This window comes from Uliginosibacterium sp. TH139, assembly GCF_002855595.1.
Lineage (GTDB): Bacteria > Pseudomonadota > Gammaproteobacteria > Burkholderiales > Rhodocyclaceae > Uliginosibacterium > Uliginosibacterium aquaticum.
This window is the reverse complement of record NZ_PKRR01000002.1, coordinates 409,273-425,369: the sequence shown is the minus strand read 5'-3', so window position 1 is coordinate 425,369 and position 16,097 is coordinate 409,273. Positions and strand designations below refer to the sequence as shown.

Annotated in this window: 15 protein-coding genes; 5 read left to right on the top strand and 10 right to left on the bottom strand. The window is 64.5% G+C overall.

All coding sequences use genetic code 11. The annotated features are described in order from the left end of the window. Position 1 precedes the first annotated feature (1 nt). A complete protein-coding gene (locus C0V76_RS05535) occupies positions 2-895 on the bottom strand; it encodes a polyprenyl synthetase family protein (RefSeq protein ID WP_101941374.1) in 894 nt (297 codons plus the stop codon). Then, a complete protein-coding gene (locus C0V76_RS05530) occupies positions 892-1,128 on the bottom strand; it encodes an exodeoxyribonuclease VII small subunit (RefSeq protein WP_101941373.1) in 237 nt (78 codons plus the stop codon). The genes C0V76_RS05535 and C0V76_RS05530 overlap by 4 nt, the downstream gene beginning before the upstream one ends. A 94-nt stretch (positions 1,129-1,222) precedes the next feature. Here C0V76_RS05530 and C0V76_RS05525 point away from each other — a divergent pair, with 94 nt between their 5' ends. Further along, the gene (locus C0V76_RS05525) at positions 1,223-2,332 is read left to right on the top strand and encodes an aromatic ring-hydroxylating dioxygenase subunit alpha (RefSeq protein WP_101941372.1); all 1,110 of its coding nucleotides are present in this window, start codon (positions 1,223-1,225) and stop codon (positions 2,330-2,332) included. Positions 2,333-2,343: 11 nt separating this feature from the next. Here the strand turns inward: C0V76_RS05525 and C0V76_RS05520 are convergent, their stop codons facing one another. After that, positions 2,344-2,787: a hypothetical protein gene (locus C0V76_RS05520; protein ID WP_101941371.1), complete on the bottom strand. Its 444-nt coding sequence runs from the start codon at positions 2,785-2,787 to the stop codon at positions 2,344-2,346. A gap of 225 nt (positions 2,788-3,012) precedes the next feature. Here C0V76_RS05520 and C0V76_RS05515 point away from each other — a divergent pair, with 225 nt between their 5' ends. The 4 genes from C0V76_RS05515 to C0V76_RS05500 all read left to right on the top strand — a co-directional run bounded on the left by C0V76_RS05515 (position 3,013) and on the right by C0V76_RS05500 (position 7,015). Continuing rightward, positions 3,013-4,017, top strand: a complete 1,005-nt coding sequence (locus tag C0V76_RS05515) for a sulfate ABC transporter substrate-binding protein (protein ID WP_101941370.1) — start codon at positions 3,013-3,015, stop codon at positions 4,015-4,017. A 148-nt stretch (positions 4,018-4,165) separates the two neighbouring features. Next, on the top strand, positions 4,166-5,023 hold the full coding sequence (gene cysT / locus C0V76_RS05510) for a sulfate ABC transporter permease subunit CysT (protein WP_101941369.1): 858 nt from the start codon (positions 4,166-4,168) through the stop codon (positions 5,021-5,023). Continuing rightward, on the top strand, positions 5,020-5,898 hold the full coding sequence (cysW, locus tag C0V76_RS05505; RefSeq protein WP_101941368.1) for a sulfate ABC transporter permease subunit CysW: 879 nt from the start codon (positions 5,020-5,022) through the stop codon (positions 5,896-5,898). The genes cysT and cysW overlap by 4 nt, the downstream gene beginning before the upstream one ends. Before the next feature lie 43 nt (positions 5,899-5,941). Then, positions 5,942-7,015, top strand: a complete 1,074-nt coding sequence (locus C0V76_RS05500; protein ID WP_101941367.1) for a sulfate/molybdate ABC transporter ATP-binding protein — start codon at positions 5,942-5,944, stop codon at positions 7,013-7,015. Positions 7,016-7,198: 183 nt separating this feature from the next. Here the strand turns inward: C0V76_RS05500 and C0V76_RS05495 are convergent, their stop codons facing one another. From C0V76_RS05495 to C0V76_RS05465, 7 genes are all read right to left on the bottom strand, one after another. Continuing rightward, the gene (locus C0V76_RS05495; protein WP_101941366.1) at positions 7,199-7,783 is read right to left on the bottom strand and encodes a hypothetical protein; all 585 of its coding nucleotides are present in this window, start codon (positions 7,781-7,783) and stop codon (positions 7,199-7,201) included. 23 nt (positions 7,784-7,806) lie between these two features. Further along, entirely contained in the window at positions 7,807-8,283 is a 477-nt protein-coding gene (gene cueR, locus C0V76_RS05490; RefSeq protein ID WP_101941365.1) for a Cu(I)-responsive transcriptional regulator, read from the bottom strand. Between the two features lie 45 nt (positions 8,284-8,328). Continuing rightward, on the bottom strand, positions 8,329-10,326 hold the full coding sequence (locus tag C0V76_RS05485) for a methyl-accepting chemotaxis protein (RefSeq protein ID WP_158239150.1): 1,998 nt from the start codon (positions 10,324-10,326) through the stop codon (positions 8,329-8,331). A gap of 97 nt (positions 10,327-10,423) precedes the next feature. Beyond that, positions 10,424-12,859, bottom strand: a complete 2,436-nt coding sequence (locus C0V76_RS05480; protein WP_101941364.1) for a heavy metal translocating P-type ATPase — start codon at positions 12,857-12,859, stop codon at positions 10,424-10,426. 121 nt (positions 12,860-12,980) lie between these two features. Beyond that, positions 12,981-13,844, bottom strand: a complete 864-nt coding sequence (locus C0V76_RS05475; protein ID WP_101941363.1) for a TorF family putative porin — start codon at positions 13,842-13,844, stop codon at positions 12,981-12,983. Between the two features lie 57 nt (positions 13,845-13,901). Then, the gene (gene eutC, locus C0V76_RS05470) at positions 13,902-14,693 is read right to left on the bottom strand and encodes an ethanolamine ammonia-lyase subunit EutC (RefSeq protein WP_101941362.1); all 792 of its coding nucleotides are present in this window, start codon (positions 14,691-14,693) and stop codon (positions 13,902-13,904) included. After that, entirely contained in the window at positions 14,690-16,084 is a 1,395-nt protein-coding gene (locus C0V76_RS05465; RefSeq protein WP_101941361.1) for an ethanolamine ammonia-lyase subunit EutB, read from the bottom strand. The genes eutC and C0V76_RS05465 overlap by 4 nt, the downstream gene beginning before the upstream one ends. Positions 16,085-16,097: the final 13 nt, after the last annotated feature.

The following is a 16,097-nucleotide window of genomic DNA, read 5'->3' as shown; positions in this document are numbered from 1 at the left end:
CTCAGAACTGGCGGCTGGTGATGTAGTGGGCGAGCTCACGCAGGCGGCTGGCTTCGCTGCCGAAGCCGGCCAGGGCGTGTTCGGCTTCGGCGGTAAGTTCAGCGGCAAGGGCGCGGGATTCCGCTAGGCCGAGGATGCTTACATAGGTTGGTTTGTCATTGGCCGCGTCCTTGCCGGCCGTCTTGCCGAGGGTGGCGGTGTCGGCGGTGGCGTCGAGGATGTCGTCGACCACCTGGAACAGTAGGCCGATGCTCTTGGCGTAGCGATCCAGATGCTGCAAGGCTTCGTCGCTGACTTCGCCGGCGAGCGCACCCAGCAGCACGGCGGCACGGATCAGCGCGCCGGTCTTGTGCAGGTGCATCACTTCGAGCTCGGCGCGCGTGAGTTCCTTGCCGACAGAGGCCAGATCGATGGCCTGGCCGCCGGCCATGCCGCGCGAGCCCGAAGCTCGCGACAGGGTATGGAGGGCACGCAGCTGACGTGCCGGGTCAGCAAACAGGCCGGGCGCCGAGAGGATGTCGAAGGCCTGGGTCTGCAGGGCGTCGCCAACCAGCAGGGCTGTGGCTTCGTCGTATTGCACATGCACCGTAGGCTTGCCACGGCGCAGGGCGTCGTCGTCCATGCAGGGCATGTCGTCGTGCACCAGCGAATAGACGTGAATGCATTCCAGCGCGCAGGCTACGGCGTTGAGACTGGCCACCGGGGCGCCGGAGAGTTCGCCGGCTGCAAAAGCCAGCAGCGGACGGACGCGTTTGCCACCGCCGAGCGTGGTGTAGCGCATGGCTTCGTGCAGCCGCTCGGGCGCGATGCCAGCGGCGGGCAGGGCGGCTTCCAGGGCGTGCTCGGCGCGTTGCTGCTGCTGCGCCATCCAGTCGGTGAATTTTGGGGCGCTCATGGGTTTTCCTCACCAGGCAGGTCGGTCAGCTGGTTGTTCTCGAGAATCCGGATCTTCTGTTCAGCCGCCGCCAGGGTGCCTTGGCAGTGACGCAGGAGCTCTACGCCACGCTGATAGCTGGCGAGCGCGTTTTCGAGGGGCAGGTCGTCGCGCTCCATTGCGGCAACGATGCCTTCGAGCTCAGACAGTGCCTGTTCGAAGCTGGCGGCTTGTTCTGCGGATTTTCGGGCCATTGTGCTCACGCGTGCATGCCGGGCTGCCCCGGGGATAAACCGACGATTATAATTTATTGCTCCCGGTTTCCGGGCTGAAAGGATCAAGCGCACCATGTCTTCTAACGCAACACCCGTCCAGCTGGCCCCGGCAGTCTCGCAGCTGCCTGTTTCAGCCTACTTTGATCAGGCTCTTTTTGAAGTGGAGAAGCGCCTGCTCTTCGATGCCGGGCCGGGTTACGTGGGGCATGAGCTGATGGTGCCGGAACTCTCCGATTACTACACGCTGGGCTGGCAGGACCATGGCCGCATGCTGGTGCGCGGTGAGGACGGGGTGCATCACATGTCCAACATCTGCCGCCATCGCCAGGCCATCATGCTGGAAGGGCGGGGCAAGGCACGGAATGTGGTGTGTCCGGTGCATCGCTGGACTTATACCAAGGAGGGCGAGCTGATCGGCGCGCCCCATTTTCCGCAGAATCCCTGCCTGAACCTGGACCGACAGAAGCTGGAGTCCTGGCAAGGCCTGCAGTTCAAGGGGCCACGTTCGGCCAATGCTGATCTGGCCGGCATGCAGCTGGCGCCCGAGCTGGATTTCACCGGCTATGTGCTGGGCCATGTCGAGCATCACGAATGCAATTACAACTGGAAGACCTTCATCGAGGTCTATCTGGAGGATTACCACGTTGCGCCTTTCCATCCGGGTCTGGGCAACTTCGTGACCTGTGACGACCTTTCCTGGCAGTTTGGCGACTGGTATTCGGTGCAGCGGGTAGGCGTGACTTCCCTACAGAAATCCGGCAGCCCGGCCTATGCGCGCTGGCAGAAGGCGGTCCTGGCCGCCAATGGCGGCGAGTTGCCCAAGCACGGCGCGATCTGGCTAACCTACTTCCCTAACATCATGGTCGAGTGGTATCCGCACGTGCTGGTGGTGAGTCACCTTCAGCCGCTGGCGGTGGACAAGACCCTCAACGTGGTCGAGTTCTACTACCCGGAAGAGATCGCGGCTTTCGAGCCGGAGCTGATCGAAGCGGAGCGTGCTGCCTACATGGAGACGGCGATCGAGGATGACGAGATCGGCGAGCGCATGGATCGCGGCCGCCGCGCCCTGCTGCGCGAAGGGCGCAGCGAGGTAGGCCCCTATCAGTCACCGATGGAAGATGGCATGCAGCACTTCCATGAGTTCTATCGCCGCGTGATGGGTGCGGCGCTCGACGGCCGCTGAGTCTTTGCCGCTCAGTTGACGTGCACCTTGCAGGTGGTCTCGTAACGCAGATCGTCGTTCTTGTCGCGGATCTTGAAGCGGTAGGAAATGTCGCCAGTGCTGTTGATGACGAGAGTCTGAGTGAATTTGCGGCCGGTGCCGTCGGTGCTGCTGGTCGCTGAGACCAGGCCGCTGCCGATCGAGTGACCGTCACCGATGCCCCATTCGGGTTTGAGCGGTTCGACGTCACCGGTGGTGTTGACCGTGATCGTCATCAGGATGGTCTGGTTGCCGCTGGTGCGCGACACCGTTTTCCAGTTCTCGCCATCGCAGGAGTCGGAGTAGCTATCGAGCTTGACGCTCTTGGTGATATCGGCCCAGGTGTCTGCAAGGTCGTTACCGCCACCGCAGGCACTGAGCGCAAGAACGGCGAAGCTTGTGATCAGGCTGAGGCGGAGCAGGGGGGAGGATTGCATGATCTTCTTTCTGGCTGACGAGAGATGTCGGGGCTTGCTTGCGCGGCAGTCGCCCGTTTTTTCAAGCATAGCGAATGGCGGGACGGAAGCGGCCCTCGTGCTGGGGCTAGCAGACGTGCGGCAGATCGTTATTCTCAATAGTTCTTTGTGAATCTATTTTTGTTTTAGAAATGGATAAAGGGATGCGGCATACTTGTAGCATCCTGCCCCCTACGGAGAAAGAACATGCACCAGATCCTCAAATCCGCCGCTGCTGCGCTGGCCCTGCTGGGCTTCGTTGCGGGCGCCCAGGCCCAGCAGAAAGACATCCTCAACGTGTCCTACGACGTTGCGCGTGATGTGTTCAAGGACTACAACCCGCGCTTCATCGCGGCGTACAAGGCCAAGACAGGCGAAGAGCTGATCGTGAAGCAGTCCCACGGTGGCTCTTCCAAGCAGGTGCGCGCGGTGGCGGACGGCCTCGAGGCCGATGTGGTGAGCATGAACCAGCCGACCGACGTCAGTTTCCTGGCCGAGAAGGGCTTGCTGGCCGCTGACTGGAACAAGAAGCTGCCCAACAACGCTTCGCCCTACACCTCGACCATGGTATTCATCGTGCGCAAGGGCAATCCCAAGGGCTTCAAGGACTGGAGTGATCTGACCAAGCCCGGCGTGACGATCACCATCCCGCACCCTAAGAACACCGGTAACGGTCGCAATACCTACCTCGCTGCCTGGGGCTGGGCGCTGCGTCAGCCCGGCGGTAATGAGAAGACGGCAGCGGCCTTCGTGGGCAGCCTGCTCAAGAATGCGCCGGCCTTTGCGCCCGGCGGGCGCGACGCCACCACCAACTTCATTCAGCGCGGGCAAGGTGATGTGCTGATCACCTTCGAGAGCGAAGCCGAGCTGATCGCGCGTGAGTTTGGCCGTGGCAACTTTGATGTGGTCTATCCGAGCCAGTCTCTGTTGACCGAATTCCCGGTTGCTGTCGTCGATAAAGTTGTCGACAAGCGTGGCACCCGCAAGCAGGCCCAGGCTTACCTGGAATTCCTGTGGAGCAAGGACGGCCAGGAAAACGCTGCGCAGAACTATTTGCGTCCGCGCGATGCCGAAGTGCTCAAGAAGTACGCTGCGCAGTTCCCGCCGATCAAGACCTTCACCGTGGAAGAAATCTTCGGTAGCTGGGACAAGGCTTTCACCGCCCACTTCAAGGACGGTGGCAGTTTCGATCAGGTCTATCAGGCAAAATAAGAGAACAGCAAGCAAACGATTCTGGTCGTACTGAGGTGCTGCCCGTGGTGGAGCGCCTGGCCAGAAGCGTGGCGTTACACTTCGCTTTGCTACAGTTCTCAAGCCTTCTCGAACAAGGACGGGCCGGCCATGCCGGCCCGTTTTCATCATGACAAGCAAAAAACATCACGTGCTGCCCGGCTTTGGCCTCTCGCTCGGCTACTCGCTGGTCTATCTCTCGCTGCTGGTGCTGATCCCGCTGGCCGGACTGGTGGCCCGCAGCGCCGAGCTCTCGTGGGCCCAGTTCTGGCAGATCGCCACCGCCGAGCGGGCGCTCGCCGCCTACCGCGTGACTTTCGGCACCGCCTTCATCGCCGCTTGTGTGAATGGGGTATTCGGCCTGATCGTAGCCTGGGTGCTGGTGCGCTACGAATTCTTCGGCAAGAAGCTGGTGGATGCCTTCGTGGATTTGCCCTTCGCCTTGCCGACTGCGGTAGCCGGCATCACCCTGACCACGCTGTATGCCAATACCGGCTGGGTCGGCCAAGTCCTTGAAGGCTGGCTCGGTTTCAAGGTGGCCTTCACGCCGGCCGGCATTGTGGTGGCACTGATTTTCATCGGCATTCCCTTCGTGGTGCGCACGGTGCAGCCGGTGATTGAGGATATCGAGCCGGAAGTGGAAGAGGCGGCCGCCAGTCTCGGCGCCTCTCGCTGGCAGACCTTCAGCAAGGTGCTGTTCCCGGCCCTGTTCCCGGCGCTGCTGACCGGTTTCACCTTGTCGTTCTCGCGCGCGGTGGGCGAGTACGGATCGGTGATCTTCATTGCCGGCAACATGCCGATGGTCTCCGAGATTACGCCGCTGCTGATCATCTCCAAGCTTGAACAGTACGACTTGCCCGGCGCTACGGTGCTGGCGGTGGTGATGCTGGTGATTTCCTTCGTACTGCTGCTGGCCATCAATCTGCTGCAGTGGTGGACCGCCAGTCGCCACACCGGCCGCCATGTGGATGAAGGAGCACAGGCATGAATCAGATTCGCACCGTGAATACCGAGTCGCGCGGCGTGCGCTGGACGCTGATGGCTCTGGCCTTTGCTTTTCTGTTCTTCTTCCTGGGCCTGCCGCTGCTGTCGGTGTTCGCCGAGGCTTTCCGCCAGGGCTTTGGCCCTTACTGGCAGGCGCTGGCCGAACCAGAGACTCTGGCCGCCATCTGGCTGACGGTGTTTGTGGCACTGGCCGTGCTGCCGCTCAACATCCTGTTCGGCGTGGCCACTGCCTGGGCGGTGGCCAAGTTTGAATTCCGTGGCAAGAGCCTGCTGACGACCCTGCTGGACCTGCCATTCGCGGTCAGCCCGGTGGTCGCAGGTCTCCTCTTCATCCTGATTTTCGGACGCCAGGGCTGGTTCGGGCCGTGGCTTGCGGCGCACGACATCAAGATCATCTTCGCCTTGCCCGGCATGATCATCGCCACCATGTTCATCACCGTGCCCTACATCGCGCGCGAGCTGATTCCGCTGATGCAGTCGCAAGGCAAGGACGAGGAGGAGGCTGCCGTGTCGCTGGGCGCTTCGGGCTGGCAGATGTTCTGGCGGGTGAGCCTGCCGAACATCAAGTGGGGCCTGCTCTACGGCGTGATCCTGTCCAATGCTCGGGCGATGGGAGAGTTCGGCGCGGTGAGTGTGGTCAGCGGCCACATCCGCGGCGAGACCAACACCCTGCCGCTGCATGTGGAAATTCTCTACAACGAATACAACTCGGTTGGCGCGTTTGCCGCGGCCTCGGTGCTGGCGCTGCTGGCGCTGGTCACGCTGGTGGCGAAGACCTTTGTGGAATGGCGGATGCAGAAGGAGACGGACATGCTCAATGCCGTGCTGCCGCCGGAGAAAACCACAGCAACGAATTGAACGACGGGTTTGAGGCCCGTTGATCTGCACAAGGATTTGAGTCATGAGCATCGAAGTCAAAAACATCAGCAAGCGTTTCGGCAATTTCGTGGCGCTGGACAACATCTCGCTGGAGATCCCGACCGGCGAGCTGGTCGCACTACTGGGCCCCTCCGGCTGCGGCAAGACCACGCTGCTACGCATCATCGCTGGTATGGAGTCGGCCGATACCGGCCAGGTGCTGTTCCACGGCGAGGAGGCCACGCATGTGCATACGCGCGAGCGCCAGGTCGGCTTCGTGTTTCAGCACTACGCGCTGTTCCGCCACATGAGCGTGTTCGAGAACGTGGCTTTCGGTCTGCGCGTGAAGCCGCGCGCCGAGCGCCCCTCGGAAGGCGAGATCCGCGAGCGCGTGATGAAGCTGCTGAAGCTGGTGCAACTGGACTGGCTGGCCGAGCGTTATCCCTCGCAGCTCTCCGGCGGTCAGCGCCAGCGCATCGCGCTGGCCCGCGCGCTGGCGGTGGAGCCCAAGGTGCTGCTGTTGGACGAGCCTTTCGGCGCGCTGGATACCCAGGTGCGGAAAGAGCTGCGCCGCTGGCTGCGGCATCTTCACGACGAAATGCATATTGCATCGGTGTTCGTGACCCACGATCAGGAAGAGGCGCTAGAAGTGGCCGACCGCGTGGTGGTGATGAACAAGGGCCATATCGAGCAGCTGGGCACGCCGGACGAGGTGTACTCGGCGCCGGCCACGCCCTTCGTGTATCGCTTCCTCGGTAACGTGAATGTGTTCCACAGCCGTGTGCACGGGCAGTGGGCCGAGGTGGATCGGGCTGCGCATGTCGCCAAGGATGACGCGCTGGCCTTTGTACGCCCGCATGACATCGAGATCCAGCGCGAGTCCTCCGCCGGCGCCTTGTCAGCCGGCGTGCTGCATGTGCAGGCCATCGGCCCGCTGGTACGGGTGGAAGTCGAACACCAGGGTGAGATCTTCGAGGTCGAGCTGACTCGCGAGCGTCATAACCAGCTCGCGCTGGCCGCCGGCGAAACCGTCTGGCTGCGCCCGCGCAACCTGCGTGTGTTCCAGGGCGAACAGATGGTCAGTTCCCAGACCTTTGATCTGGGTGCTGGCATCTGAATCAAGCAGGCGCGTGGGCCGATCTCGAAACACCGGCGCACGTAGTTTTATGCGCCTTGTTTAGACCTCTGCCTGCTCGCTACGCTTTCTTTCTGATTCCGGCTCTGGACGGCTTTCGTTGAAGCGGCCTTGGACCGCGCCTACAGAATGTATCGTTTGAGCGGCATGGCCGTGCCGCTGCCCTCAAGCTGCTGTGCGTGGCTTGAATACCTGGCGCCGCATTTCCTCGCGTGAGGGCAGAGCGGAGGCCGGCCAGCGCAGCACGCGCAGGCGATGGCTGCGCAAGAGGGTCTGGGCGCGCTCGATCATCGGATCTCCCGGGCTGCGTTCGATGAAGATCACCACGGCGGGGCTGAAGTCCTTCTTGCAGATCACGAAGTCCGCGCTGACGCGTGGCGGCGGTGTGCCGTGGGCGTCCAGCAGGGTAGCAATATCGACGCTGGTCAGCAGCGGGAAGCCGGCGGCGACGTCGGCGTGCAGCAGAAGGAATGCGTCCTGGGCCGGGCCATCAAGCAGGGGGCGGCGCGTACGCGGTGTGGTGTCCACCACGGCGGCGGCTGGTGTGACGGGCAGGGGTTTGATTTCAAAGGTTTCGTGAGCCGGCAACGGGTTGCCTGCTTCGGCTTCCTTGACCAGTTGCTGAAGCTGGTAGGCATCGAAATCGTTGTCGCGCTGGCCGAAACGCTGTTGCCAGACCCGCCAGGCCCGGTACAGGAAGAACGCCATTACGCCGAAGAAAACCGTGAGGATCAGACCGTACACGAGCATGCCTCCAAAATCGTCGGCGAATTCTAGCGGGATTGGCCGGGCCTTGCGCCGCCTTCGATCATGTCGCTGTGGCCGGCCAGATCAGCCAGGATCGGGCAGTCCGGGCGGGCGTCACCCGCGCAGCAGTGGTTGAGCTGGCTGAGGGTGGCGACCATGCCTTGTAATTCGGCGATGCGGGTCTGCAGATCGGTGATATGGCGGGTGGCGATAGCTTTGACGGCCGCGCTGGAGCGCTGGCGATCCTGCCACAGGGTGAGCAGCTCGCGGATTTCTTCCATCGAGAAGCCGAGCTTGCGGCTACGGGCGATGAAACGCAGGGTGTGGATGTGGTTGGCGCCGTAGATGCGGTAATTGGCGGCGGTGCGTGGCACCGCGCCCAGCAGGCCGAGGCTTTCGTAGTGGCGCACCATCTTGATCGAGACGCCGCTGGCGGCTGCGGCAGCGCCGATGTCCACAAAGCCGGCTTCAAGCGCGTCGGCGTGTTCGATGCTGGCGGGCATGAGAATTCCTGGCGAGGCAAAGCGCCAGTTTACGCCGGGCTTCTTTCAGAAACGTACATATTCTCCTGAGTCCGAATTGAAGCCGGCGCGGGGGCGAGGTGTCGCCCCGGATGCGCGTGGCGCGCTGCCGCCCGCGCGCGGGGCTGACGCTGTGCCGAGCTTGAAGAAGGCCATCAGCGTCTGCAGCTGGCTGGCCTGGTTGTTCATCTCTTCGGCGGTGGCGGCGAGCTCTTCGGCCGAGGCCGCATTCTGCTGGGTGAGCTGGGCGAGCTGGCTCAGTGTGGCGTTGATCTGGGTGACGCCGTCGGACTGTTCATTTGAGGCGCTGGCGATTTCCTGCACCAGTTCTGCTGTCTGTTGGATCGCCGGCACGATCTGCTGCAGTAGCTTGCCGGCGTTTTCGGCCACATGCACGCTGTTGCTGGCGAGGCTGCCGATCTCCTGTGCAGCGACCTGGCTGCGCTCGGCGAGTTTGCGCACTTCGGCGGCTACCACGGCGAAGCCGCGCCCGGCTTCGCCTGCGCGGGCCGCTTCGATGGCCGCGTTCAAAGCGAGCAGGTTCGTCTGGTAGGCGATGTCGTCGATGATGCCGATGCGCTGGGCGATCTGTTGCATGGCCTGCACGGTCTGGCTGACGGCCGCGCCACCTTCATTCGCTTCACCGGCGGCCTTGAGCGCGACTTCATCGGTGCTATGGGCGTTATCCGCGTTGCGGGTGACCGAGCTGCTCATCTGCTCCATGGCGGCGGAGGTCTGCTCCACGCTGGCGGCCTGCTCGCTGGAGGACTGGGCCAGCGACTGCGAGGTGCCGGTGATCTGGCTGGCGGCCCCCCCCAGGCTCTCCGAGCTCGCGCGGACCTCCTCGATCACGCGGGCGAGCTGCCGGGTCATGCCCTGCATGGCGGCCAGCAACTGACCCACCTCGTCGCGATTGTGCACTTCGATGCGGGTGCCCAGATCGCCTTCGGCGATCTGCTCGAAGAGGCCGACGGCGCCGGCCAGCGGCCGGCTGATCCAGCGCCGGCCACAGAGCATGATGCCGCTGGCGATCAGGATGGCCATGATCACGGCGGCGATCAGCAGGTCGCGCAGGATGCCGCGTGCGAAGCGGGTGAATTCATCGAGCGGGCCGGTGGAAACGATCAGCCAGTTCCAGTGCTCGAAGCTGTTGAATACGCCGAGCTGTTCGGTGCCGGCCTTGCTGTCTTTGGCTGAGCTGAAGTGCAGGGCGCCGTTTTTCCCTTCGATCATCGTGCGTAGCCAGGGATGGCTGTCGCCGAGCAGGTTCTGGCCTTCGGCTTCCGGATGCACCACGGCCTTGCCGGCGTCCGCGCCGCTGCGCTCAAAGATCAGCACGTGGCCGCTATCGCCTACGGTGATGGCGCGCACCTTCTGCTTCAGGGTGGCGAGGCCATCGGTGAAGTCGATGCCGATGAAGCCGATGCCGATGACCTTGCCGTTGTCGAGCAGCGGGATGTAGCGCGTGATGTAGTCACGCCCGAAGAGCTTGGCGCGACCGGTGTAGGCCTGCCCGGCGAGCGCCGGGGCATAGGCTGGGTGGGTGTGGTCGAGCCGGGTGCCGACAGCGCGCTTGCCGGCGGCATCCTTGACCGAGGTGGCGAGGCGGGTGAAATCCTCGCCATCCTTCACGAAGAGGGTGGCGACCGCGCCGGAGGCAGCGCTGAAGCTGTCGATCAGGGGTGTGGCTTTCGCCTCGCTGGCGGCGATGTCCTTGCTGCGGGTGGTTTCGGGCACGCCCGCCTGCAGGCGCGAGACGAATTCGCTGCCGAGCATGGCGGCGGATTGCTCCAGATTGGCGGCATAGACCTCGATCATGTCCACGATGCGCTGGTTGGCCGTTTGCAGCGCGTTGGTGGCGTTGGCTTCGAGCTGGGTGGACAGCGAGCGCGCCAGATACAGCCCGGCCACACTGAAAACGGCGGTGAGCAGGGCTAGAGTGAGCAGGCTCAGCTTGGCGGCAATCGGCAGATCGGCCATGCGCTGGCGCAGGGACGGGTTGTGGATCTGGGCATCTTCTTGCATGCGGCGCTCCTTCGAGGCAAAGGCCTCTCCTGAGCATTAGTGCCACGAAGCGGTTGCCGCACCGTGGCCTGCCCGATGGGTAGGGGCGCCTTGCCCGTCAGTGTCGCAGCGGCTGGCGCGCCAGCAGCAAGGCGTTGCTGACCACGCTGACGCTGGAGAAGGCCATCGCTGCGCCGGCGATCACCGGGTTGAGCAGGCCGGCCGCGGCCAGCGGAATGCCGATCAGGTTGTAGATGAAGGCCCAGAACAGGTTCTGGCGGATCTTCGCTGAGGTGCGGCGCGAGATGGCCAGGGCGTCGGCGACCCTGCGCGGGTCTGCATGCATCAGGGTGATGCCGGCCGCAGCCATGGCCACGTCGGTGCCGCTGCCCAGGGCGATGCCCACGTCGGCGGCGGCCAGCGCGGGGGCGTCGTTGATGCCGTCGCCGACCATGGCCGTCGTGCCGAATTTCTCGCGCAGCTCGGCGACGATGCGGGCCTTGTCCGCCGGCAGTACCTCGGCGCGCACATCCTCGATGCCGAGCTGCGCGGCGATGGCGGCGGCGCTCACGGCATGGTCGCCGGTCAGCAGGACGGGGCGGATGCCGGCCGATTTGAGTTCGGCGATGGCCTCCTGCGCTTCGGGGCGCGGGCTGTCGCCGAAGGCGAGCAGGGCGAGGCGTTGTTTGCTGCTCAGATCGATCAGCCAGGACACGGTATGGCCCTGCGCCTGATGCGGTGCGGCCTCGGCCACGAGTGCGGTGGTATCGAAGCCCAGCTCGCCGAGCCAGCGCAGGCTGCCCAGCGCGTATTCGCGCCCTGCGATCGTGGCGCGAATGCCGCGCCCGGCCTCGGCTTTCACGCCGGTTGCCATTGGTAGCTCAAGGCCTTGCGCGGCGGCGATGACGGCTTGCGCCAGTGGGTGCTCGCTGCCGGCTTGCAGGGCGGCGGCAATCTGTAGCCCGGATGGAGGCTGCAGGCCGGAATCCGGGGATTGTGGCGCAAGGGGGGCTCCCGGATTCCGCTGCGCTGCATCCGGGCTATTTTCCAAAGCCATCAAGGTCGGCTTGCCGAGGGTCAGGGTGCCGGTCTTGTCAAAAGCCACCACCTGCACGCGATGGGCGATTTCCAGCGCTTCCGCGTCGCGGATCAGGATGCCGAGTTTTGCAGCCGCCCCGGTGCCGGCCATGATCGCGGTGGGTGTGGCCAGCCCCAGCGCGCAGGGGCAGGCGATCACCAGCACCGCCACCGCGTTGAGGATGGCCTGCTGCCAGTCGCCAGCGGCTAGTCCCCAGCCGAGCAGGGTAATGATCGCAATCACCAGTACCACCGGCACGAACACTGCCGCGACTTGGTCGACCAGATGCTGGATCGGCGCCTTCTTGGCCTGGGCGTTTTCGACCAGTTCGATGATGAGGGCCAGCGCCGTCTGCGCGCCGACGGCTGTGGTGCGCAGCGCGATGAGGCCTTCGCCATTCACGCTGCCGCCGATCAGCACCGCGCCCGGTGTGCGCAGCACCGGCAGGCTCTCGCCGGTGATCAGCGACTCATCGACCTGCGATTCGCCCTCGATCAGCACGCCATCGGCCGGGATGCGCTCGCCGGGGCGCACGATCACGATGTCATTCACGCGCAGCTGGCCAAGCGGGATCTCCTGCTCGCTATCGGAGCTGCGAATACGTGCAGTTTCCGGCCGCAAGGCTTGCAGGGCACGGATCGCCGCAGTGGTCTGGCGCTTGGCGCGGTTCTCCAGCCACTTGCCGAGCTGTACTAGGGTGATCACCACGGCCGCCGCCTCGAAGTACAGATGCATGCCGTGGCCGCTGAGGAGCAGCCACAGCGAGAGGAAATACGCGGCGCTGGTACCGAGCGCGACCAGCAGGTCCATGTTGCCGCTGCCGGCGCGTGCCGCTTTCCAGCCCGCGCGGTAGAAGCGTGCGCCGAACACGAACTGCACCGGCGTGGCGAGCGCCCACTGCAGCCAGCCAGGCAGCATCCAGTGCAGGCCGAAGGGTTCGACGAGCATCGGCGCGAGCAGCGGCAGGCTCAGCGCGATGCTGCAAGCGAGCGAAAACAGTTGCCAGCGCTGGCCGGCGGAGGTGCGAGTGACGGGTGAGGCAGCCTGGTGCAGGCGGCTGGAAAAGCCGGCTTTCTCAAGTGCTGCGAGCAGGGGGGCGGGATCGGCGTCGAGCCGGGTTTCGATGCGCGCGGATTCGGTGGCCAGACTCACCTCGGCCATTTCCACGCCGGGCTGTTTGAGCAGGGCTTTCTCGACCCGCGCTACGCAGCTGGCGCAGCTCATGCCACCCACGTCGAGCTGCAGGGTGCGGCGCGGCACCTCGAAGCCGGCGCGGCGCACGGTGGCAAGCAGCGCCGCGAAGTCGGCTTCTCCCACCACGCTGGCGCGCTCGCTGGCGAGATTCACACTCGCCTCAGTCACACCGGGCGTGGCGCGCAGCATTTTCTCCAGTCGCGTGGAGCAGGCGGCGCAGGTCATGCCCTCGATGGGGAAGGAGAAGTGTGTCGGGTGGGCTACAGGGGTGGGCGCGCTCATGGCAGGGCTCCGGGTCAGGACACACTGACTCTAGGGCTTCCCATCATGGCAGGGTCAAGCGGGAGGAGGATGCGCTGTGAAGCCCCCGTGCCGGACGGGGGCATCACAGCGCAAGTGCGACTCAGAAAGCCTTGCTAAGGGTGACGACCGTCTTGTCCTTGGCGATGTTGGAGGCGGATGTGGTGTCGGCAAGACTCAGGAAGCCTTTGTAGGCATCCGGTTCGCTCGAGCCGTAGTAGGCCAGGCTGGCGGACCAGCCGTCGGCGAAGCTATGGGTAACGCCGAGCTTGTAATAGGTGATGTCCAGCCCTGTGGCATTGGCGATGATCTGGCGGCCGAGCTGGCCGTTGAGGTTCCAGCCTTCGGCCACGTCGAAGCTGCCATTGAGTTCATAGAAGTAAGAGCCGCGCGTGCTGCCGGTAACGCCGGCCGTGCTGTCGCCAGCAAAACCACCGCCAACCGGAGAGTTGTTGGTGCTCCAGCCGAAGTATTCGGTGAGGGCATGGCCGGTCTTGAAGCTGAGCCCCTTGTAGCTCAGCGAAATGAAGGCTTCGGCAGTGTTGAGCTCGTTCGGATCGTTGTAGCCGGTGAAGCTGGAGTTCTTCCAGTTGCCGCCCGGGTAGGCGTAATAGATCACGCCGAGGTCATAGCCGACGGTGTCGGCGATCGTGTTGCGGTAGCCCGTGAACAGATCAGTTTCAACGGAAGCGCCCGGCAGCCAGTGGTCCGACACGTTGGAGGCGAAGAAGCCGGCATAGAAGCCGGAGCTGTGATCGGCCTCGATGCCGTATTGCAGGGCGGGCTTGCCCCAGGTCTGGGACTGACCGCGGAAGATGTAGTCGCTGGTCAGGCTCAGGCTGCTGGGAAAGCTCCAGTCCGGAGTGGCGGCCGGTGCGGCGGCTTCCTGGGCATGAGCGGGCAGCGCCAGGGCCAGGCCGAGGGCAGCGAGGGCGGCTGGGATAGTGCGTTGTGCGAGGGTGAGCATGGTTCTCTCCTGTCAGGCAATGGTTGGGGTGGAACGGGAAGCGGGAAAAGCTGAGGTTCAGTCGCTGCCGGATAGCTCCGGCATAGGGGTTCGGGATTCCAGCGCCGGTGTGTCGCTGTCGTCCTTGAGGTCGACACCCGTGCGCCCCAGCTGGCGTGCGCCCGCGATCAGGAAGGCCAGCTTGCGGGCCGCTTCGGCGTAGTCGAGGCCTTCCGGGCGGACGTTGGAAATGCAGTTGCGCCAGGCATCGGTGAGGCCGATACGCGGCCCGCCGGTGAGGTAGATGCCGAGGCTGTCCGGCGAGGAGAGGCCGGGGCGCTCGCCGATCAGCACGGCGACCAGCGCAGCGTTGAGGAGCTGGCCGACTTCGTCGCCTAGCGCCACACGGGCTTGGCTGGCGATCACCACCGGTGCTTCGCGCAGGGTCGGGAAATAGGGCCGCAGGGCTTGCAGCAGGGGCAGGGTGTGGCGGCTGATGGCGAGGGACGAGAGACCATCGGCGACCACGATGAGCAGTGGCAAGGGCGCGGCCGGGGCGGCCTGCTTCAGCAGCTGGGCGCAGCTTGGTGCGAGGCGGCGCCCGAGGTCCGGCCGGCGCAGGTAGGTGGCGCGGTCTGTGGCCTGGCTGGCGACCTGAATGCTCTGGAAGCCGGCTAGTTGCAGATCGTGTGCGAGGGCTTCGGCATCCAGTGCTTCATGTACCGCATCGCGCGCCTGGGCATGGGCGAGTCCGAAGCGCAGCACTTCGGCGGTGGGCAGGCTGACACCGCTGCGCCCGAGCGCCAGGCGCGCCGGGGTGAGGCTGCGCAGGCGTGTCCACGGGTCCGGCGTGATCGGCAGCTTGCTCATGTCTGCCCCCAGGCGTTGCCGGCCATGGCGAGCAGCGGTTGTTGCTCGGTTTGCGGCAGGAGTTCGCCACGGTAGTCGGCGATGCCCATGCGTTCCAGCCACTCTTCGAATTCCGGTGCGCGGCGGCGGTTCAGCACGCGGCGCAGGTAGAGCGCGTCGTGGAAAGAGGTGCTCTGGTAGTTGAGCATGATGTCGTCGGCGCCGGGCACGCCGATGATGAAGTTGATGCCGGCCACCCCTAGCAGGGTGAGCAGGGTGTCCATGTCGTCCTGATCGGCTTCGGCATGGTTGGTGTAACAGATGTCGCAGCCCATTGGCAGGCCCAGCAACTTGCCGCAGAAGTGGTCTTCGAGACCAGCGCGGATGATCTGCTTGCCGTCGTAAAGGTACTCGGGGCCGATGAAGCCGACCACGGTATTCACCAGCAATGGCTGGTAGCGCCGGGCGAGGCCATAGGCGCGGGTTTCGAGGGTCTGCTGGTCGGCGCCGTGATGGCCGTTGGCCGAGAGCGCGCTGCCCTGACCCGTCTCGAAATACATCACGTTGTTGCCCAGCGTGCCGCGATTGAGGCTGCGTGCGGCGTGCATCGACTCTTCAAGGATCGCTGCGGTGACGCCAAAACTGGTATTGACCGCTTCGGTGCCGCCGATGGACTGGAATACCAGATCCACCGGCGCGCCTTTTTCGATGGCGCGGATGGTGTTGGTGACATGGGTGAGCACGCAGCTCTGGGTGGGCACCGCGTATTGCTCGCGGAAATTGTCCATCAGGTGCAGCAGGGTGGTGATGGCGGGCAGGCTGTCGCTCGCCGGATTGATGCCGATCACTGCATCGCCGGCACCGTAGAGCAGGCCATCGAGCATCGAGGCCGCAATGCCACGGGCATCATCGGTGGGGTGGTTGGGCTGCAGGCGCACCGCGAGGCGGCCACGCAGGCCCAGGGTGTTGCGGAAACGGGTGATGACTTCGCATTTCGCTGCGACCAGGATCAGATCCTGATTGCGCATCAGCTTGCTGACGGCGGCCACCATTTCCGGGGTCAGGCCGGGGGCCAGCGCGGCGAGCTCCGTACTGCCTGCTGCGTCTGATAGCAGCCAGTCGCGGAACTCGCCGACACTGTGCCCGGCGACCGGGGCGAAGGCCACGGGATCGTGATCGTCCAGGATCACGCGGCTCACTTCGTCCACTTCATAAGGAATGATCATTTCTTCTAGGAAGCGCGCCAGCGGAACGTCCGCCAGCGCGATCCGGGCCGCCATGCGCTCCTCGCTGGTGCCTGCCGCCACCCCGGCGAGCAGATCGCCGGAGCGGAGCGGGCTGGCCTTGGCGAGCAGGGTCTTGAGGTCGGCGAACACATAACGCCTCACCCCCACGCTGGCGGAATACGACATTTCTTCAGCCTCC